19 protein-coding genes are annotated in these 20,300 nt (G+C 62.7%); 4 read left to right on the forward strand and 15 right to left on the reverse strand.

Annotation, left to right across the window (positions count from 1 at the left end):
- The first annotated feature begins 3 nt into the window (after positions 1-3).
- Together BH682_RS10415 and lat are read left to right on the forward strand one after the other, a co-directional pair.
- Positions 4-468, forward strand: coding sequence for an Lrp/AsnC family transcriptional regulator (locus tag BH682_RS10415; RefSeq protein WP_003940830.1), 465 nt, complete (start codon positions 4-6; stop codon positions 466-468).
- 65 nt (positions 469-533) lie between these two features.
- Positions 534-1,862, forward strand: coding sequence for an L-lysine 6-transaminase (gene lat, locus BH682_RS10420; RefSeq protein WP_047271731.1), 1,329 nt, complete (start codon positions 534-536; stop codon positions 1,860-1,862).
- Here lat and BH682_RS10425 read toward each other — a convergent pair.
- From BH682_RS10425 to uraD, 6 genes are all read right to left on the reverse strand, one after another.
- Complete coding sequence (locus tag BH682_RS10425; protein ID WP_075832829.1) at positions 1,859-4,567, reverse strand: molybdopterin-dependent oxidoreductase; 2,709 nt, start codon at positions 4,565-4,567, stop codon at positions 1,859-1,861. The genes lat and BH682_RS10425 overlap by 4 nt on opposite strands.
- Positions 4,564-5,373, reverse strand: coding sequence for an FAD binding domain-containing protein (locus BH682_RS10430; RefSeq protein WP_030535037.1), 810 nt, complete (start codon positions 5,371-5,373; stop codon positions 4,564-4,566). The genes BH682_RS10425 and BH682_RS10430 overlap by 4 nt, the downstream gene beginning before the upstream one ends.
- Positions 5,374-5,380: 7 nt before the next feature.
- Positions 5,381-6,694, reverse strand: coding sequence for an 8-oxoguanine deaminase (locus BH682_RS10435; RefSeq protein ID WP_232354239.1), 1,314 nt, complete (start codon positions 6,692-6,694; stop codon positions 5,381-5,383).
- A gap of 53 nt (positions 6,695-6,747) precedes the next feature.
- Positions 6,748-7,650, reverse strand: coding sequence for a factor-independent urate hydroxylase (gene pucL, locus BH682_RS10440; RefSeq protein ID WP_065352890.1), 903 nt, complete (start codon positions 7,648-7,650; stop codon positions 6,748-6,750).
- 64 nt (positions 7,651-7,714) lie between these two features.
- Positions 7,715-8,044, reverse strand: coding sequence for a hydroxyisourate hydrolase (uraH, locus tag BH682_RS10445; RefSeq protein WP_007727227.1), 330 nt, complete (start codon positions 8,042-8,044; stop codon positions 7,715-7,717).
- Positions 8,041-8,559 (reverse strand): 2-oxo-4-hydroxy-4-carboxy-5-ureidoimidazoline decarboxylase, encoded by a 519-nt coding sequence (gene uraD / locus BH682_RS10450; protein ID WP_030535033.1) that lies wholly within the window; start codon positions 8,557-8,559, stop codon positions 8,041-8,043. Before uraD ends, uraH begins: the two co-directional genes overlap by 4 nt.
- A gap of 130 nt (positions 8,560-8,689) precedes the next feature.
- On the opposite strand from uraD, the gene BH682_RS10455 reads away from it, so the two are divergent.
- On the forward strand, positions 8,690-9,490 hold the full coding sequence (locus BH682_RS10455) for a tyrosine-protein phosphatase (RefSeq protein ID WP_007727222.1): 801 nt from the start codon (positions 8,690-8,692) through the stop codon (positions 9,488-9,490).
- Here the strand turns inward: BH682_RS10455 and BH682_RS10460 are convergent, their stop codons facing one another.
- The 9 genes from BH682_RS10460 to BH682_RS10500 form a co-directional block, all read right to left on the reverse strand.
- On the reverse strand, positions 9,491-9,853 hold the full coding sequence (locus tag BH682_RS10460; protein ID WP_042922147.1) for a VanZ family protein: 363 nt from the start codon (positions 9,851-9,853) through the stop codon (positions 9,491-9,493).
- Entirely contained in the window at positions 9,850-10,200 is a 351-nt protein-coding gene (locus BH682_RS10465; protein WP_003940792.1) for a hypothetical protein, read from the reverse strand. Before BH682_RS10465 ends, BH682_RS10460 begins: the two co-directional genes overlap by 4 nt.
- The gene (locus tag BH682_RS10470) at positions 10,200-10,625 is read right to left on the reverse strand and encodes a DUF1707 SHOCT-like domain-containing protein (RefSeq protein WP_003940708.1); all 426 of its coding nucleotides are present in this window, start codon (positions 10,623-10,625) and stop codon (positions 10,200-10,202) included. Before BH682_RS10470 ends, BH682_RS10465 begins: the two co-directional genes overlap by 1 nt.
- Positions 10,626-10,701: 76 nt before the next feature.
- Positions 10,702-12,498 carry an acetyl/propionyl/methylcrotonyl-CoA carboxylase subunit alpha gene (locus BH682_RS10475; RefSeq protein WP_030535031.1) on the reverse strand — a complete coding sequence of 599 codons (1,797 nt, stop codon included), beginning with the start codon at positions 12,496-12,498 and terminating at the stop codon, positions 10,702-10,704.
- Between the two features lie 138 nt (positions 12,499-12,636).
- Positions 12,637-14,037, reverse strand: coding sequence for a condensation domain-containing protein (locus tag BH682_RS10480; RefSeq protein ID WP_042449590.1), 1,401 nt, complete (start codon positions 14,035-14,037; stop codon positions 12,637-12,639).
- Positions 14,038-14,041: 4 nt separating this feature from the next.
- Complete coding sequence (locus tag BH682_RS10485; protein WP_003940804.1) at positions 14,042-14,458, reverse strand: SufE family protein; 417 nt, start codon at positions 14,456-14,458, stop codon at positions 14,042-14,044.
- Entirely contained in the window at positions 14,455-15,360 is a 906-nt protein-coding gene (locus BH682_RS10490) for a sulfurtransferase (RefSeq protein ID WP_003940962.1), read from the reverse strand. The genes BH682_RS10485 and BH682_RS10490 overlap by 4 nt, the downstream gene beginning before the upstream one ends.
- Before the next feature lie 118 nt (positions 15,361-15,478).
- Positions 15,479-16,942: a condensation domain-containing protein gene (locus tag BH682_RS10495; RefSeq protein WP_075832831.1), complete on the reverse strand. Its 1,464-nt coding sequence runs from the start codon at positions 16,940-16,942 to the stop codon at positions 15,479-15,481.
- Complete coding sequence (locus BH682_RS10500; protein ID WP_063316645.1) at positions 16,942-18,435, reverse strand: condensation domain-containing protein; 1,494 nt, start codon at positions 18,433-18,435, stop codon at positions 16,942-16,944. The genes BH682_RS10495 and BH682_RS10500 overlap by 1 nt, the downstream gene beginning before the upstream one ends.
- A gap of 150 nt (positions 18,436-18,585) precedes the next feature.
- Between BH682_RS10500 and BH682_RS10505 the strand changes: the two genes are divergently transcribed.
- On the forward strand, positions 18,586-20,283 hold the full coding sequence (locus BH682_RS10505; protein WP_042922151.1) for an MFS transporter: 1,698 nt from the start codon (positions 18,586-18,588) through the stop codon (positions 20,281-20,283).
- The last annotated feature ends 17 nt before the right edge of the window (positions 20,284-20,300 follow it).

Below are 20,300 nucleotides of genomic sequence, written 5' to 3' on the forward strand. Positions count from 1 at the left end.
CAGGTGCGAGAAACAGAAACCAGTGACGTTGCCGGTGTTCCGGTCGACGAAACCGATCGACTTTTGATGCGTGAATTGGTCTTGGACGGCCGTGCCACTCTCGCGAGTCTTGCTGAGAAGGCTGGACTCTCGATCTCCGCAGTCCAATCGCGAGTGCGTCGTTTGGAATCTCGCAAGGTGATCCGTGGGTACTCCGCGAAGATCGATCCGGAGGCACTCGGTCACAATCTGTCAGCATTTGTCGCCATCACTCCTCTCGATCCCTCGCAGCCCGACGATGCGCCTGCCCGCTTGCGTCATCTGCCGGCGGTCGTCTCGTGTCACTCGGTAGCCGGGAGCGAAAGCTACGTCCTCCTGGTCCGGGTGGCGTCACCTCGGGCGTTGGAGCGATTGCTGCAGGAGATCCGTACGGCAGCCAACGTCAACACACGAAGCACCATCATCCTACAAACTTTTTACGACGAATGACGCTTGTTCAATAACTTTTACGGTCCTCTATCGACACTCCCGGAAAATTGACATAGCCTTCGCGTATGAGTACTGCGATGCGAGACTTCGGTGACAGTGCGCTCTTTCCGGTCTACGACGTGTTGAAGGCCAGCATCCTCGTCGACGGATTCGATCTGATTCTCGACGTCGAAGGGTCGCGGGGTTCCTATCTCCGTGACCTGCGAGACGGAACCGAGTATCTGGACATGTTCGGTTTCTTCGGCTCTTCGGCCCTGGGTATGAATCACCCTGCGATCGCAGGCGACGAGGAGTTTCAACAGGAGTTGGCTGTCGTGGCCTCCAACAAGCCGAGTAACTCCGACATCTACACCGAACCCATGGCGCGCTTCGTTGCGGCTTTCGCTCGGGTACTGGGGGATTCGGCACTCCCACACTTGTTCTTCGTCGACGGCGGAGCCCTGGCGGTGGAAAATGCACTCAAGGTTGCCTTCGACTGGAAGAGTCGGTGGAACGAAAGCCGCGGGTTGTCAGCAGATCTGGGGACAAAGGTCCTGCACCTGACCGAGGCTTTTCACGGCCGCAGTGGTTACACGATGTCGCTCACCAACACCGAACCGGGCAAGGTCGCGCGATTCCCCAAGTTCGACTGGCCACGTATCGACTCGCCGTACCTGGCAGACGGCCGCGATGTCGAAGCTGCGGAGAGGCAAGCTCTCGATCAAGCGCGCCGAGCTTTCGCCGACAACCCCGACGACATTGCCTGTTTCATCGCCGAGCCGATCCAGGGCGAGGGCGGCGACCATCACCTCAGGCCGGAATTTCTGCAGGCGATGCAGGAGTTGTGCCACGAAAACGACGCCCTCTTCATTCTCGACGAAGTACAGACCGGTTGCGGAATCACCGGAACTGCCTGGGCCTACCAACAATTGGGTCTGAGTCCGGATGTGGTGGCGTTCGGCAAGAAAACGCAGGTGTGCGGAATCATGGCCGGCGGGCGCGTGGATGAAGTGCATGACAACGTGTTTCACGTCAGTTCTCGGATCAATTCGACGTGGGGTGGCAACCTCACCGACATGGTTCGTGCCCGGCGGATACTCGAAGTCGTCGAGCAGGACCGACTGATCGACCGCGTGCGATTCACGGGTGCGCATCTCCTTGCCCGGTTGACCGAAGTCTGCGGGCGGTACGCGGCGGCAACCGAGCCGCGCGGTCGTGGCCTCATGTGCGCGATCACTCTGGAAGACAGTGACCTTCGCGATCGCGTCGTACAGCGACTGCGTGAAGACGAGCACGTGATGATACTGCCCACCGGGAAGAGGGGAATCAGATTCCGGCCCGCGCTGACGGTGACCACCAGTGAGCTGGACGACGCGGTCGACGCGGTCGAGCGCGTGCTCGCACGCGAGACCTAGGGCCTCTGTAGCTGTTCCCACACTCGATCCGGTGTCATCGGTGTGGAGTACATACGCACTCCACACGCGTTGGCAATCGCGTTTGCCAACGCCGGTGCTACAGGATTGAAGGGGGCCTCACTCATCGATTTCGCGCCGAAAGGCCCGAGCTTGTCGTACGTGTCGGCAAACAGTACTTCGGTGATCGGCAGATCCCCGATCTGGGGAACGTGATAATTGCGCAACTGCGGATTGATCACCCGACCTTCTTCGATGACGATCTCCTCCGACAGCGCAGCGCCGAGCGCTTGTCCCACACCGCCTTCCACCTGCCCTCGCAGTTGTGCCGGGTTCATGACGGTGCCGGCATCGGCGGCCTGAACCGACTGCAGGATCTTCACCCGGCCGGTGTTCGTGTCGACGGCAACGCGAAAACCGTGAACGTTGAACGAGACCGAGCGCGGTGTACCTTCGTGGCGACCGTCAGCGGCGAGCGGGCCACCTTCGAGTAGCGTCGCGAAATCGAGGCAACCGTGGGATGTTTCGACACCGTCCGGCGAAAGGTCGTCGATCTGCGCGCCGCGACCGCTCGATCGCACCGCACGGGTCAGTATCCGCTCGCGAAGGCGCTCGCAGGCGATCAGGAGCGCCTTTCCGGCGACCACCGTTCCCGTCGACCCGAACGCTCCGGTGTCGTATCCGCCGGCATCGGTGTCGGATTGAACAATCGTGATGCGATCGACTGTCGTCCGCAATTCGGTGGCCGCGATCTGTTGGTGAATCGTAGTGGTTCCGTTGCCGAACTCAGCGGTGCCGATGTTCACGACGTACCGACCGTCGGCCTCGAGCGCGACGGTGGTGTCGGAGAAGTGACCACGCGGCGGGATCGTCGCGATCATGGCAATTGCCATGCCCCGACCGATCCGCCAACGCGACCCAGTCGGTGCAGCCTCTCCGCGTCCGCTTGACAGTGCACTGTCGACGAGGTCGATGCACTGGTCCAGCCCGTAGCTGCCGAACTCGAGATCACCGTCCTCGACGTGCCAGTCGACAAAATCGTCTCCGGGAACGACGACGTTGCGCCGCCGAAACTCGAAGGGGTCCATGCCGAGACGATCCGCGAGCTGATCCATGGCCGACTCGACGGCGAAGATGATCTGACCGAGCCCGTAACCACGAAAGGCCCCGGAGGGAACGTTGTTCGTGTAGACCGCTTCGGCGTCGACGCGTTTGGTCGCAGCGCGATAGACCGCCATGGATTCGGCGCACCCATGGAACATGACTCCGATCGAATGGTTCCCGTACGCCCCCGCGTCGGAAAGCACGTCGATAGCGAGCGCAGTGAGAGTTCCGTCGGCGTCGGCTCCCGCACGCACCGATACTCGCATCGGATGCCGTGACGGTGCGATGGTGAACTGATCGCTTCGGCTGAACTCGTAGGCTACGGGCTTGCCGGTCTTCAAGACGGCCAGTGCGACCAGATCCTCGGTGAGTAGTTCCTGCTTCCCGCCGAAACCCCCGCCTACCCGTTTTGCGAACACCCGGATTCGGCTGCGATCGAGATCGAAGATGTGGGCCAATTCGTCCCGAACCAGAAACGGCACCTGTGTGCTGCTTCTGATGACGAGACGGCCCTCCTCGTCGAGCCACCCCACTGCGCCGTGAGTTTCCAAGGCCACGTGCTGGACTCGCGCAGTTTTCCACGTACCTTCGACGACTGCAGTCGCATCCGCGAGCGCACGGTCCAGATCGCCGACGCCATCGTGAAGCGCGGCAACCACGTTGCGAGGGGCCTCGGCGATCCGCGAGCTCTCGTCTTTGTCGCCGTGCAGGAGTGGAGCGCCGGGGGAACGCGCCAGATCTGGTTCGAATACCGCGTCGAGTACCTCGTAGTCGACTTCGATCAGCGAGAGTGCACGTTCCGCCTGCGTCGGGGTTTCGGCGATGACCGCGGCTACGCGCTGGCCGCGGAAACGGAGGGTGCTGTCGAACACGCGCGTGTCGTCCGGATCGTCGTTGCGGTCCTCGTGCCGGGCGGTCGAGAACAGCACGTCCGGACTGTCATGAAAAGTGAGGACCGCGGTGACGCCCGGCGCCGCTTCGGCTGCTGCCGTGTCTATCCGGCTTATGTGTGCGTGTGCGTGCGGACTGCCGAGTACTGCGACGTGAAGCAGGTCGACCGGCTTCTCACCCGGGGAGAAGTCCATGGTGTACTGCTCGGTTCCCGTGACGATGCGCGCGGACGCCGGTGCTGCGATCGAACGCCCTTGTGCCCCGCCTATTTTGGCAGTCTCCGTATTGGATGTACCGGCGAGAGCGTCACGAATGGACCGATAACCGGTGCAGCGGCACAGGTTACCTTTCATCGAGCACGCGAGATCGGATTTTTGCTCGACCGACAACGCTGATGCGGTGACTACCATTCCCGCTGTACAGAAACCACATTGGAATCCGCCCGCATCCACGAATGCCTGTTGAATGGGGTGAGGTTTCTCCGGTGTTCCGAGACCGGAGGCGGTGACGACGTCGCGGCCGTCGATGCGATGGGCGGGAAATATGCACGAATGGGTGGGGTGTCCGTCGACCAGCACCGAGCAGGCGCCGCAGTCTCCGGCATCGCACCCCTTCTTGACGGAGTTCGCTCCGTGCTCGCGGAGGAAAGTTCGCAGGCACTGTCCTGGGCGGGGCTGGTCGTCGCGCGGAACTCCGTCCACCGAGTACTTCATTCCAGTTCACCTCGGATTTCTTCGGCAAGAAGCTCGGTCATCGCCTTCCGCCACGGCGCAGTTCCATGGACATCGGTGAAGTAGGCGTCTTCCGGAATCCTGCTGCGCAACGCATCCGCAAGTGCTGTGGCGTCGGGGAGTTCGTCGAATTTGAGAGCGTACGGACGGCGGGTCGCGGCGGTGATCGCCAGCGTGAAACCGTCGGCGCCGCAGCGTCCGGCCACGGCTACGGCCGATCGCCCGAGTGACGTCTGAGCCAGCTTTCGCATCGCGGTACGGGCAGTCAATGCATGCACGGGAATCCGGATACTGCGGATGATCTCGCCGGACCTGAGTACGTTTCGAGAATCGTCGATAACGAAATCGACTACGGGGAACGAGTATTCGGTACCGTCCGGACGCCAGATCGTCAGTTCGGCATCGAGAGCGGTACACAGAGTCGTCATCGCTCCGGCCGGGAAGGAGAGCGCGATGTTGCCGCCGACTGTCGCGTATCGCAACACCTTCCACGATGCGAGTAGTGCGTCAGCGCAGTGTTGGAACAGCGCTGCGGCGCGCCAGGATGCGGGAAGTTCGGCGCGGCACAGTTCCTCGATGGTGCAGGTGGCCGCGATCTCGAGACCGAGATCGCCGACCGCCACAGCTTCCCAGTCGAAGCCCGCAAGGTCGACAAGGGTGGTCAGGTGCGGCTGCGGTTCCGAGTACAGCCAGGTGCCGCCACCGATGAACCCGATGCCGGGTGACGCACAGGGGAGTTCGGCGCGGGTCCGCGGCACCAGAACTTCGTCGACGCTGTGCAGGTCCATCGCGACCTCAAGCCTTTCCGAGTAGATCGCGGTGTGCGCGTGCGACATCCGAGGCCACGACGTCCTCGTCGACGGTGGTGACTCGTCCGTCGGCAACTACGATTCGCCCGTTGACGAGCAGTAACTTCAGCGGGGGAGTCGAGCCGAGTACGAGCGCCGCCACCGGATCGGTGATGCCGGCATGTGCGACGGTGTCGAGTTTCCACACCGCCAGGTCGGCAAGTTTTCCGACCTCGATCGATCCGATTTCGCCCTCGCGGCCCAGAACTCGTGCGCCGCCGATGGTTCCCAATTCCAAGGCTTTTCGCACCGTCATCGTCTGCGGTCCGCCCTTGGAGCGAGCAAACAGAAGTGCATGACGAGACTCCTCGATCAGGCTGCAAGCTTCATTGCTCGCCGCGCCGTCCACGCCGAGCCCCACGGTGACCCCGCCGTTCACCAGATCGGCGGCACGGGCGATACCGGCTCCCAGGCGCGCATTGGAGGTCGGGCAGTGCGCCGCCGCAGTTCCGGTTCGCGCCATCGTCTCGATACCGGCGTCGTCGAGATGGACTGCGTGGGCGTACCAGACGTCCGGGCCCACCCAGCCGACTCGTTCCATGTATTCGACCGGCGTGCAACCGAAATGCTCGCGGCAGAATCTCTCCTCGTCCAGTGTCTCGGCCAGATGCGTTTGCATACGCACGCCGTTTTCGCGGGCCAGCGTCGCGGACTCGCGGAGCAATGCCTCCGTCACCGAGAAGGGTGAGCAGGGAGCTACCGCGATCTGCAGCATCGATCCGGGATTCGGGTCGTGCCAACGGTCGATCACCGACTGCGTGCCGGTCAGGATGTCATCGAGTTTTTCCACGACGTGATCCGGTGGCAGGCCGCCGGAACTCTGGCCGAGATCCATCGACCCACGACACGGGTGGAATCGAAGGCCGACCTGCGCAGCAGCGGTGATCTCGGCCTCGAAAACGTCGCCGGCGTCGCGGGGAACGACGTAGTGGTGGTCGGTGGTGGTCGTACATCCGGTTTTCGCCAACCACGTGAGGCCGCCGGTGGCCGCCACGTGGACGGCGTCGGCGTCGATACCCGCCCAGACGGGGTACAGGGTGGTCAGCCACTCGAAAAGCGTCGAGTCCGCGGCCAGGCCTCGGGTGATCCATTGGTAGAGATGATGATGTGTGTTGACCAGACCCGGCGTGATCAGGCAACCACTCCCGTCGATCACTTGCGCACCCGGGTATTCGGGTGGCGTTCCGGCGCCGACGTCGACGATCTTGTTGCCCGAGATCACCACATAGCCGTCGGAGTACTCGGAGCGGTCGCCGTCCATCGTGACCACATGAGCGCCCGCCACGACGAGTGTTGCCCCGAGAGCTGATTCGGTCACGACAACCAACCGGCGTAGGTGGTCCACGACGGTCCCGCGTCTGGTGCGTCGGATCGGCTGACCGCAGCTTGGATCAGGCCGTACGGACGATCTGCAGCGTGGAACACCTCGTTGTCGTTCTCCACTCCGAAGCGGCCGAGTGCATATTCGAAATGATGCTTGTTGGGTGCGGACAGTCGAACCTCCGCGATGATCGGGAATTCCTCGAGGATTGCCTTGCCGATGTGGAAGAGCGTCTGCTGCAGGGCAAGTGAATGTACCTGTGCGAACTGCTTGACGATCTGTGCCTTGATGCCCGTGTAGACCGATTCCCAGTCGACGTCGGTGGTGACGAATCGCCACTGGGCGACCAACGTCGTCGCCATGACGCGGTCGTCGGTCGGCTCGAGAACGGTGTACGGATCTTCGAGAAAACCCGAGAACTCACTACCGGTCGATTTGAGGATCACCAGGTCCTTCAGGCCGCCGATCACCCATGTCCCGGTATCGGCGATGGTGATCGACGCCGTCCGAACTTCCTGACCCTTCCGAATCCAGGTGTAGTCGTGCTCGCTGCCGTCGACAATCGCACGCTCCCAGGCGTATTCCTCGATCTCGATCCGCGCGCCACTGACCGGTTCGATGTCGTCGACGAAATGACGGGCGAGTTCGAGTCCGTACGTCTCGATCGAGATCAGACCCTTTTCCTTGGCGTAGGAGTAGGCCGTTTGTTTCTGCGTGTCGGTCGGCAGAACCTTCGATTGATCACCGGTGAGGTACGCGTCGGCGAAATCTCCACGCAGGCAGGTGGAGACGTTGATGTCGTGAATTTCGTGACGGGGGGTGTCTCGATAGATTCGGACTACTCGATTTTCCGCTTTGCCGTACTGGTGACCCGATAGTTCGATCGATCCGCTCAACCGTTCGGTGTTCGTACTGCCGGTTGTGATGTTGCCGGTCGTGATGTTTTCGGTAGTCACGTGTTCAGCTCCCGCGATAGGTGGAATAAGCAAAGGGAGACAGCAACAGTGGGACGTGATAGCCCCGTGCCGTGTCGTCCACCCGGAAGGTCACTGTCACTTCCGGGTAGAAGTTTTCTTGTCCGTTGGTCTCGAAATACGTTCCGGTGTCGAAAGTCAGGGTGTAGTGACCGGCGGTCAGGCCACCGGGAGCAAGTTCGGGGATGCGGCCGTCGGAGTCGGTCTCCGCAGTGGTGACGGAGGCGCCGTCTCGATCACGAAGTTCGACGCGAATCCCCGCCGCGGGGTTGCCCGTCGTCGCGTCGAGAACGTGCGTGCTGAGGGTCTTGCTCATGCTGTGCCTCCGGCGAGTGCATCGATCAGACGGGCGAGTCTGATCCGATTGATGGCGGCCAATTCGGTTCGAAGCACGGAACGCTCGGTCGCCGGGTCGTTTCGGAGACGACCTCGAAGGATGTCGAGGAGCTCCGTTCCAGATTTCCCCGACGCGCAGACCAGGTAAACATGGCCGAATGTCTCTTCGTACTCGGCGTTCTTCCGTCGAAGTTCCGCGAGTACGTCTTCTGTCGCCGACGAGACTCCCGACTGTTCACGGGTAGAGGCCGCGCTCTCGCTTCGCTCACCGATTCGTGGGTGGCCGGAGAGAGCGTCGTCGATCTCGGACTCGGGAAGCTCGGCCAGCACCGCATCTGCTTTGTCGAACAGAGCTTCCAGATCGGCGAACGGGCGAGACGAGGCGATTTCCTGTGCCCACACGGCGGAATGGCAACACTCGAGCAGCGCCGCGACTGCCTGGTGGTCACCGAGCGCATCGAAGGCTCCGAGACCACTGGAATTCGTTGTAGGCATGTCCACAGGATTACTTGAGCATGTTACGGATCTGTAGCGCAGCAATTACGGGAGATGATGTGTCTCGATCTTATTTCTCCGGCTGCTCTTCCCCGATCACGGTTTCTCGGCGACCGATACATTCTCAGGTATGACCGATACTCCGAAGCTGTCTTCCGTCGTACCGTCCCTGGCGAACCTCCGAGACATCGGTGGCCCCGAATCGAGCTTCGGTGGCACCGTCCGCACCGGGAGCGTGTTTCGTTCCACCGATCTGGCATCGCTCAGTGCGGACGGCGCACAGACCCTCGCCGATCTGGGCATCGTCACGATCTACGATCTGCGCACCGAATCCGAACGCGAGACGGCACCGGATCTGACGCCGGACGGTATCCGAGAAATCGGCCTGGACGTATTGGCGGACAAGCAGTATCGCGCCATTCCGGCTCAGATGCAGCAGATGATCGCCGACCCGGCGTTTGCTGCCGAAGCGTTGGGCAGCGGCCAGGCGCTCGAGTACTTTCAGGGAAGTTACCGCGATTTCGTGACCTTGCCGAGTGCGGTCGCGTCGTACCGGCAACTGTTCGTCGACTTGGCGCAGCCGCCCAGCTCGCCGGCACTCATTCACTGCACCACGGGCAAGGATCGCACGGGTTGGGCAGCGGCCGCGTTACTGCTGTTCCTGGGTGCCTCCGAGGACGCGGTCTTCGCGGACTACCTCGAAACCAACAAGATTTTGTTGCCGATGTTCGCGCCGCTCCTCGAGCGATTCGAGGCCAAGGGGATCGACCCGACCCTGCTCGAGGGTGTCCTCGGTGTCAGGCGCGAGTACCTGGAGGCGTCGATGGCAGAGCTCGCGCAGGTACACGGATCCATCGAGGCCTACTTCACCGACGGCTTGAAGATCGACGCGTCGACCCAGGACCAATTGCGAAGCAACCTGCTCAGCTGATCAGGACCTGCTCGGCTCGTCTCGGCGGGAAGTTCGTCGCCTCGTCACGAGGCTGACGATACCGATCCCGATGGCGATGCCGAGCAGGTCGGCGCTGCCGTCCCAGATCGAACCGGAACGCGAAATGGGCAGCGCTGCTTGAAGAACCTCGGACGTCGCGGCAAAGATCAACAACCACACAGCCGTGAGCCACACCGGGATCCGCGCGTGCAACGAGGTGATCGCCAATACCGCGAACATCAGCGTGTGAGTGATCTTGTCGGTGTTCTCCGGGCTCGAGGGCACGGTGGAACCCGGGGAGAAGAGCATGATCAGGGCAATGACCACGGCGATCGCCAACGGCCAGTATCGGTTGTTCTTCAATTCGTCTGCCCCTCGACGACGACGAGTCCGAGTGCACCTTCGGCGAATCTGGTGACGGCGTCGGCGGCCGTCGTGAGCGCCTCGGTGTGCCCGTCGCGGGCCCAGCCGGTGAGCAGGGCGGTGGAGTCGAGAGGCGTCAGAACGACCTCGGCGAGAAGCTCACCGGTGTTGGGTTGGCACACTGCCCAGGAGTAGACGCTGTTTTCGTGCCACTGAGCGCTTCGCTGACTCACGTAATCGGGGTCGGTGATACCACCATCGGCAAGGGCGGGGCGGTCGTCCACACGCTCGTCTGCGCGTAGTGCGCGTAGATACCAGCCGCCTGCGTTGATCTCGATCGGCTCCATCAGTCGGAGTCCCGCTCGCGGCGGCGCTTGGCTTTGCGTTCCCGGTCGGTACCGAACAGCAGTGCACCGGCCAGGGGAATCGCGAGGAACCACAACCAGGTGCCGGTGACGAAGAACAGGATCACCGCGAGAATCGGGACGACGGCCATGACGCGACCGGACCAGTCGGGGTTGAAGCCTCGCTCCGCCGGCGCGTCGGGAGGCGTCACCATCGACAGTGGAGCGGTGCCGGGGGCTTGGTAGTTGCCCGGAAGATCGGCGAACACCGGAACGAGTTCACTGCGAGTTGTTGCGGCACTGACGATTCCGCTTCTCTCGTCGAACTCGGTGACGGTGAGGCGGCCTGCGGCGAAGTGCTCGCTCAGGAGATCGAGTGCCTGCTCGCGTTCTGCAGTGCCGATGCGAATGTCGGGGACGTCAGCCATCGTTACAGCCTACTCAAACGACTGTGCGCCTTTCCGGTAGTGGGGACTACCGGAAAGGCGCACGGGGCCGGAGGCCCTACTTCAGTTCTGCGAGAACCGTTCCCTGCGTGATTGCTGCACCCGGCTCGACGGACAGTCCGGTGACGACACCGGCCTTGTGCGCGTTGACGGGGTTTTCCATCTTCATGGCTTCGAGAACGGCGATCAGATCGCCTTCTGCGACTTCCTGGCCTTCGGTCACTGCAACCTTGACGACGGTGCCCTGCATCGGAGCCGTGACAGCGTCACCCGATGCTGCACCTCCGCCGGCGCCGCCGCGCTTGCGCGCCTTCGGCTTCTTGCGGATCGCACCGGAGGCAGCGCCGCCGCCGTTGCCGAGCGAGAACTGGCCCGGGAGGGAAACCTCGACGCGACGTCCACCGACCTCGACGACGACGTTCTGACGCGGCAGAGCCTCGTCCTCGTCGTCTACGGGAGCACCGGCGCCTGCGTACGGCTCGATGGGGTTGACCCAGTCGGTTTCGATCCACTTGGTGTAGATGTCGAACTTCTCGCCGTCACCGATGAACGCCGGGTTCTCGACGATGTGGCGGTGGAACGGGAGAACGGTCGCGAGGCCGTCGATCTCGAACTCGGCCAGAGCGCGCGATGCCCGCTGGAGGGCTTCTTCGCGGGTGGCGCCGGTGACGATGAGCTTGGCGAGCATGGAGTCGAACTGTCCGCCGATGACGTCGCCGGCAACGACACCGGAATCGACGCGAACGCCGGGGCCCGTGGGCTCACGGTAGACGGAGACCGGGCCGGGGGCAGGCATGAAGCCGCGGCCGGCGTCTTCGCCGTTGATGCGGAACTCGAAGGAGTGTCCACGCGGGGTGGGATCTTCCTTGATGGAGAGTTCTTCGCCGTTGGCGATGAGGAACTGCTGACGCACGAGGTCGATGCCCGCGGTCTCTTCCGTGACGGGGTGCTCGACCTGCAGGCGGGTGTTGACCTCGAGGAAGGAGATGGTGTCGCCCTGAACCAGGTACTCGACCGTTCCGGCGCCGTAGTAGCCGGCTTCCTTGCAGATGGCCTTGGCGGATGCGTGGATGCGTGCACGCTGGTCGTCCGTCAGGAAGGGAGCGGGAGCCTCTTCGACGAGCTTCTGGAAGCGACGCTGCAGCGAGCAGTCGCGGGTACCGGCGACGACGACGTTGCCGTGCTGGTCGGCGATGACCTGAGCCTCGACGTGGCGGGCCTTGTCCAGGTACTGCTCGACGAAGCACTCGCCGCGACCGAAGGCTGCGATGGCCTCACGGGTGGCCGACTCGAACAGCTCGGGGATTTCCTCGATGGTCTGGGCGACCTTCATGCCGCGTCCACCGCCACCGAAGGCAGCCTTGATCGCAACCGGGACGCCGTATTCCTTGGCGAATGCGACGACCTCGTCGGCGCCCTTGACGGGATCCTTGGTGCCGGCTGCCATCGGCGCCTTCGCGCGTTCTGCGATATGGCGTGCTGTGACCTTGTCGCCGAGGTCGCGGATGGACTGCGGTGACGGACCGATCCAGATGAGGTTCGCGTCGATGACGGCCTGGGCGAAGTCGGCGTTCTCGGAGAGGAAACCGTAGCCGGGGTGGATGGCGTCGGCGCCGGACTTCTTGGCTGCGTCGAGGATCTTGTCGAACACGAGGTAGGACTCGGCGGACGTCTGTCCACCGAGGGCAAATGCCTCGTCTGCGAGCTTCACGAACTGCGCGTCTGCATCGGGCTCGGCGTAAACGGCAACGCTGCCGTAGCCGGCATCCTTGGCCGCCCGGATGACCCGTACCGCGATTTCACCGCGGTTCGCGACAAGCACCTTCGTAATGTGCGCGCTGGCATGACTGGGCACTGAGCCTCCTGTGGTTCGCATAGTCTGTCTCCGCGGTGTATTCCTCTGGGATTTCACCATCGGGGGATTGGCATCACTTCGGAGTGTATGCATCGCTTCGGCGCTGGTTGTAACCGGATCGCTAAAGCCCACTCCGGCTTAGGAAACGGTTTCGAAAACTACCGATGAGTAGCTGTCGGAGGCGGCGGCGTCCGGTTCGGTGACGATTTCTTCGATGGTCCGGCGCAGTGCGGCCACGTAGGCGTGAACCGCGGCGTTCGCCGTCTCGTTGCCTGGGTACCTGACCGCGAGGTTGAGTCCCTGGGGTGTGCGGTTGATCCAGATGTAGACGTCGTGCGTATATGCCTTGCTTCGAAGTGCTCTGGCGTTCCATTCGGGCCACTGTGCGGCTTCGGGCACGAAGCGAACGTCCATGTAGGACACGACGAATCGCGGTCGGATCGGGGTTTCGAGGTGCTCACCGATCCGATCGAACGGGACAGCTGCGGCAGGCTTGACCGAAGCGATGGATTCGGCGGCGCGTGTCGCGAGGTCGCCGAACGAACAGTCCGATCCAACGGCGAACTCGACCGGGCACAGTCCGACGAACCAGCCGAGCGCACCCGCCCACTCCTGAGCGCTGCGGGTGTGAACCGGCGTCACGACCTCGAATCGATCGGATCCCGCGACTTCGCGACCTACAGCGGCAAGTCCGCCGAGAAGTCCGGCGAAGTACCCCACGCCGGTGGCTGCACACGTCGAACTGAAGGCCTTGGACTGGTCGGCGTCGAGCAGCCAGGTCGACAGGCCGTTCTGAGAATCGGTTCCACGGTCACCGATCGGTAGCGGGAACTGGGGTAGACCGTCCGTGCCGAGAGCCTTTCGCCAGATCTCGACCGCAGCCTTCTCGGCTTCCATGTCGGCCATCTGCTCGCGTTCGACGGCACCGAAATCGACGTAGCTGCCCACCGGAAACAGATTTGCAGCACTACCGGTCGAGGCCTCGCGGTACAGAGCTGCGATCTCGTGAGCGACCAGCACGATCGAGAACCCGTCGATGATCGAGTGGTCCGCCGCGAAGAACACGGTGAACGGACCGTCGCCACCGCGGGGCGTCAACGTCGCGAAGACGTACGACGGCCAACTGTGCGGGGACGCGTAATCGTCGAACAGGCGGTGAAGGTGGTCGAAGTTGTCCTGGCTGGACGCGTCGTAGCCGTGGCTGACGACCCCGATGTCGATTCCGCCGAGCGGGACCGTGTGCCGGGTGATCTCGCCGCTCGAGGGCTCGAGGACGGTATGCGAGCGCAGAACTTCGTGACGGTCGATCCACCGGCCGAGAGCGACTCGGAACGCATCGACGTCGAGCGGGCCGGAAATCTCGAAAGCTGTTCCCAGCCAAGACTTGTCGCCTGCGCCTGCAGCGGAACGGTTGAGATGTGCCTCGTGAATGTAGGAGACGGGCCGCGGATCCGGAACCCAGGGCCCGGTTGCGCACGGCAACCATTCGACGAGTGCGCCGGCCGGAATCGCATAGTCGGCCAGTTCGGTGAACTCCATGTTTTCAGCCCCGCAAGTGCCGCTTGATGCGCGCGAGCATGGCCGACATTCCGCGCAGACGGAGCGGGCTCACGGCTTCTGCGAGACCGAGCGCCGAATAGAAGTCGTCGGGTACACCGAGGATCTCGTCGGCGCTGTGGCCGTCGAGCCCCTGCGCGAGGATCGATGCGAAACCACGCGTCGTGGGAGCCTCGGGGGGAGCGCTGAAGTACAGACGGACGTTGTCGCGATCCGAATCGTCGACCGAGAGGAAGAGCGGCGACTGACATTCGGGGACCGGCTCCATCGCGCTCTGCTCGAGCTCCGCCGGCAACGGCGGCAGCTCTCGGCTGAACTCGAGAAGAAGGGTGAGCTTGTCCGAGGCGCCGACGGCCGCGAAGTCGTCGACGATCTCGGCCAGAGCCGAAGGAAGAGCGCTCATGACGCCGATACAGAGGACGGAACGGCGCCGGGCTCTTCGCCCTGGACGATCGGGACGCGCACGGCATTGCCCCACTCGGTCCATGAACCGTCGTAGTTACGAACGTTCGGGTAGCCGAGAAGATGAGTCAACACGAACCAGGTGTGACTGGAACGCTCACCGATGCGGCAGTACGCGACGATGTTGTCGTCGGCCGACAGGTCGCCGTAGATCTCGCCGAGTTCGGTACGGGTGCGGAAGCGGCTGTCCGGTGCCGCTGCCTTCGCCCACGGGATGCTGAGCGCGCTGGGAATGTGTCCACCACGCAACGCACCCTCTTCGGGGTAGTCGGGCATGTGGGTGCGCTCGCCGGTGTACTCCTGCGGAGATCGCACGTCGATGAGCGGCCCGTCGCCCAAGTGCGCGAGAACGTCGTCCTTGAATGCGCGGATGGGAGCGTCGTTGCGCTCGACGACCGGGTAATCCGTTGACGTGATGTCGGGAACGTCGAAAGCGGTGTCGCGGTTCTCGGCGATCCACGCATCGCGGCCACCGTCGAGAAGACGGACGTCCTCGTGGCCGAACAGAGTGAAGACCCACAGTGCGTAGGCCGCCCACCAGTTGCTCTTGTCGCCGTAGATGACCACGGTGTCGTCGCGGCCGATGCCCTTGCGGTTCATCAACTCTGCGAACTTCGCACCGTCGATGTAGTCGCGGGTGACCGGATCGTTGAGGTCGAGATGCCAGTCGATCTTCACGGCTCCGGGGATGTGGCCGACGTCGTACAACAACACGTCTTCGTCGGATTCGACAACCTTGAGGCCCGGCGCACCGAGATTCGCCGAGAGCCATTCCGTCGAGACCAACCGGTCGGGATGCGCGAACTCGGCAAACGCGGTTGAGGGATCGGGGGCAACGGGCACGGGCGTACTCCTGAAGACGAATCGTTCGGTTCGAACACGGACTTGATCGATTCTATGCGCTGTGCGCAAGGTGAGGCGCCCGGAAGCAGGTTCTGCCTGCTCGTGCCCGTTACCGACCCTAAATCCTCGGTGTTCCTGCTCCGACGCTCGAATCTCTCAATTGTTCGGTGACACTTCCGATCGGCGTCACGCCCCGGGCGCAGACTTCTCTCAGAATCCGGTCGAGTTCGGTGAGGAAATTCACCATGGTGTCGTTTGCCGTCTCGGTGTCGGGAAAGCGTGAACGCAGCGAGAGACCACGGTTCGTTCGCGAAATCCAGAACTGGGCGTCGTCGGCGACCGTCACATTGCTGATGTGATGGGCGTTGAGGAGATCATGATCGTCTGTGCCGGGTAGTTTGCGGTAATCGATGTACGACACCATGAAGACGTCGGTGCGCGTGCGTCGAATCTTGTCGCCCAAAGCATCTCGAACCTGGGCCATGGTGACGCCCTCGAGCGTCAACGCAACTCGGAACGACGCGTGCGTATGTGCAAGGGATGCACCGAAATCCGCGTCGGGAGTGATCTGGACCGTGATCGGCGCGCTGGTGGTGAGCCAGCCGATCGCGTCGGCCCACCGCGGATCTTTGCGAATGTGAAGCGGAAATTGCAGCGGAAGCGTCGACTGCCCGGTGTACGAGTGGACGGAAAGTCCCATCGCAGTGAGGATTCCGGTGAACACGCTACCGCCGGCGGATAGGCAGATCTCGTCGAACGTCGCCGTCAACTCCTCGTCGAGCAGCACGCGCACATCGGCGCCCTGCGGCGCGGGCTTTCCGCCCTCGACGCCGAGATCCAAGGGGAAACTCGGTGATGTGCCACCGCAGATCTCGTAGAACCTTGCCCACTCTCGGATTCGAGGGTCGTTGTCGACGGGAAGCAGAGCGTCTGCCTCCAGTTCGCAGTACCGCACGAAACTTCCCGGGTCACCCAGTCGGCTCATCACTGCGTCGACGGCCTCGTGGTCGGTCAGATCGGGTAGGGCGATCAGTCCCTCGTAGATCTGTCGCAGTTCCCCGAGAGCGATGACCAACGAGTAGCCGTCGACGAGTGTGTGATCGAACGCGCTCAGGACCGTGTAGTGCTCTTCGCGTTCGACCGTGGCAAACGTGTATGCAGGGAAGGTCAGTGGATCGCATACCGTCGTGAATCGCTTCTTAAGATGCGCTCGGAGGTCTTCGGTCGAATCGAATTTCAGAGGTTCCGAAGTCTCGATGTGTGTGCCGTCGGGATCGAGTCCCATTCGGGTGGTGGTGAACTCGCCCACCTCGAATCCTGTGTGCAGAGTGTCATGGCGACTGATGAACAGGCGCAGCGCGAGATCGAGTGCAGGCCGATTCAGTTCTCCGGGAAGGTCGAATGCGGCTGCCATCCACACACTCCGGCCCATGCCGTGTGTTCGCGCAGTCTCGAGGTGAAAATGCTGGTTGTACGACGGTGGTACTTCCGACTCGGTGACGGCGCCGTCCGCGGGCTGGAGCGACCATTCGGTGACGATTCCGGGCTCGAGTCCGTACCGATCGATCGAGGTGACATGCATCAGGCCGCTCCCTCTGGTGCCGCGAACGAGTAGTCGCCCTGAGCTGCAACAGTTTTGATGATCTTCGAGACATGCTCGGCGAAGCGGGTGGCCGATTCGTGGGCAATGGGGGTGTCGGGGTGAGACACGGCGATCCAGGTTCCGGTGTGCATCCGGTTGATCCACATCGACGCGATCTGAGTCTCTTTGCCGCCGACGATTCCCGTTGCCTTCGTCTCGGCGTAACTGTATGGATCCGGCATGCGTCGGCCGTCGATGTACGAGACGATCGGCGGCGGGGTGAGCGTCTTCGACAGTCCGCCGGGTGCGGAATCCGACTCGGCCAAGCTCGACAGAACCAGATCGATGACCTGCTGCACAGAGACATCGAGGAGTGCCTTGCCGTCGTGGTACCCCTGCTGCCCGAGCTTTGCCAACTCGGTGAAGCGTCGCTTGTCGTCGACGTCGATGCCGACCGGGATCAGGTTGATGTACCAGCCCTGCGCAAACGAGTCGGCCTCGGTTCGTGTGCTGACCGGCGAGAGGGCGATGTACTTGTCGCGTCCGGCGAGTTCGAATTCCGCAATCGCGAGCGCGGTGAACATTCCGCCGATGAAGTTGGCGCCGTTGGCTTTACAAACCGCACCGAACTTCTCGCACTCGATGTCGTCGGCCAGGTCGAAGCGTGAACCGATAGCCGGTTTGGGCGCGTCTTCGGCCCCGAGCGGGAGCGGAAATCCGGGGAACGAGCCGCCGCTGCGCATGAGGTAACCGAGCCACTGGTGCACTTCGGGTGACTGCATCGTCAGTTCGGTTGTTCGCTCGCGTTCGACGCGACCGAACTGTGCGTAACTTCCGGCCGGCCCGAGCTCGGGATGCGATCCGGTCGTTTCCGCGGCGTAGAGCTGACGCAATTCTGCGTACATCAGCACCATCGAGTTCATGTCCGAATGGGCGTGGTCGACTGCATGGAACAGGGTGAAGCTCGGATCGGCTTCGAGGTCGGCATGGTGGTGCTCGACGGCACCGAACACGAAGGCCGGCCACTGCAGCGCGCTGGTTTCGGTGGCGAACTTGGTCGCGACGAGCGCGCGGATCGCCTCGGATTCGGAGACGTCGTCGCCGACGCGGTACTCGAGTTCGATGCTTTCGACCGGCACCACGTGTCGACGGACCTCGAACGAGGTGTCCGCAGCGTCGGTGGTTGCTTCGTCGAACGAGAACCAGCTGTGCAGCGTGTCGTGGCGACGGATGTAGCGCTGAAGGGCTCGCGTCATGGCGTCGCGGTCCAGTGTTCCTGCGAAATCGAAGGCGATACCGATCCACGGAGACTGCGGATCGCCCTTCTCTGCGGTGACGCGGGCGCGTCGCAGGTGGCGATCCTGCATCGTGGTCGGGGGTAGTTCTCGGTCGATCTCGGCTTCGGCGGCTCGTTGAGCGGAAGCATGCGTGACGCCCCATTCGATTACCCGCCCAGGAAGCGGGTGCCAATGGGTGATCAAGTTCAGATCCATCGAGTAGAACTCCTGCGTGTGTCGTCGAGAAGCCTGCTCTGAAAATGGGCAGACGACGAACTATCCCATCTGGGGGACTGAATTGTCCGAAATACTACAATCTAAACAAGAACAGGTTCTAGAAGCGTTGTGTTCGATTAGGATCATTCGGTGCTTCCGGACCCTTTAGGTGACGCTGTCGGCGCCGACCACAAGGGCGGGCGGCGAGCTGGTTCTCTGACGCCCTGGCTCGGGTTGGCGACGAGTCTGGCGGCGGCATTCATGCAATTGCTCGACGCGACCATCGTCAACGTCGCGCTTCCGAGTATCGCCGTCGATCTTCAAGCAGGCGTATCGGCGCAGTTGCTCATGGTCAGCGTGTACATCCTGGCTTTCGCGTGTTCGTTGATCACTGCAGCGCGGCTGGGGGACCTGTTCGGCCGTAGAGTTGTTTTTCTGACCGCCTTGTCCGTATTCGTGGTTGCCTCGTTGCTGTGCGGGCTCGCGCAGAGCGCGACGATGTTGATCGTCTTCCGGGGTCTGCAAGGATTGGCGGCCGGTTCGATGTCCGCCCAGACGTTCGCCATCATCTCGGGTCTGTTTCCGAAGGCCAGGCATCCGCGAGTCTTCGGGATCTACGGTGCGACCATCGGGCTCGCAACGGTCAGCGGGCCTCTGATCGGCGGGCTGCTGATCGAGTGGAATCTGTTCGACTGGGGCTGGCGCCTGATCTTCTTCGTCAACATCCCGATCGGCATCGCCGCCTTGATTCTCGGATATTTCCATCTCGTCGATGCTCGCGCTGAGCATGTGCGCTCACTGGACCTCATCGGCGCCGCACTGTCATCACTGGCGCTGTTCCTGCTGATCCTTCCCCTGGCCGAGGGAAGGGCGCGCGGATGGCCCACAGGTCTTGTCGTAATGCTCGCGATGTCGGCGCCGGTGGCAGTGGCGTTTGTGCTCTACGAATCGCGTTTGGCGAAACGAGGCGGCGATCCGGTCCTTCGTCTCGAGCTTTTCCGCGACCGAGCCTTCACAATCGGCGCGGTTCTTGCGTTCGTTTTCTTCGGAACCCTGACTTCCTTGATCTTCACCATCAGTCTCACCCTTCAGTTCGGCTTCGGGTTCTCCGCATTGCGAGCGGGCGTCATGACGCTGCCGTGGGCCGTCGGAATGGGCGTGGCGGCGGTTCTCTCATCGGCGGTGTACCGGATGCTCGGAAACCGTGTTCTGATCCTGGGGATGGTCGTCTTTGCCGGCTCGCTGATCGCGCTGTCGATCATCCTCGAACGCGAAGGAACCGATCCACGCTGGCTCGCGCTCGCCGGTCCGCTGCTTCTCGGGGGCGCAGGTCTCGGACTGTTCGTGGCACCACTGCAAACCGCGATCCTTGCGACGGTCGAACCCGCGCACGCGGGTTCGGTGTCGGGACTGCTTCCTACCGTTCAGCAGGTTGGCAGCTCCATCGGACTGGCCTTGATCGGAGTGGTGTTCTTCTCGCTCGTCGCGGGGCAAGCTCCGCAAGCAGTGCAGGGGGAGCGGCCCGAGTACGTTGCGAACCTTGAAGCTGCCGGCGTTGGTCCCGGTCTGATCGACATCGCCGAAAAGGCCTTTGTCGATTGCGCGACAAGCCAATTGGCATCCGGAACACCGATGGAGGTGGCGCCGGAATGTCGCCGGGACGGCTCCGCCGGTGCCGGGGGTCAATCCGTTCAGGTGGCAGTTGATGCCGCGTACGCATCGACTCGCGCGGCGGCCGGCGAAGCATTTCTCGAAGCGCAGCGCCGTGTGCTCGCGATCATCGCAGCAATTGCGCTCGGTATCGGATTGGCGTCGACTGCTCTGCCGCGGGTCAATTCGCCGGTCTGAAAATTGCCCTTGACTCG

Source organism: Rhodococcus sp. YL-1 (genome assembly GCF_001942025.1).
Taxonomy (GTDB): domain Bacteria; phylum Actinomycetota; class Actinomycetes; order Mycobacteriales; family Mycobacteriaceae; genus Rhodococcus_F; species Rhodococcus_F qingshengii.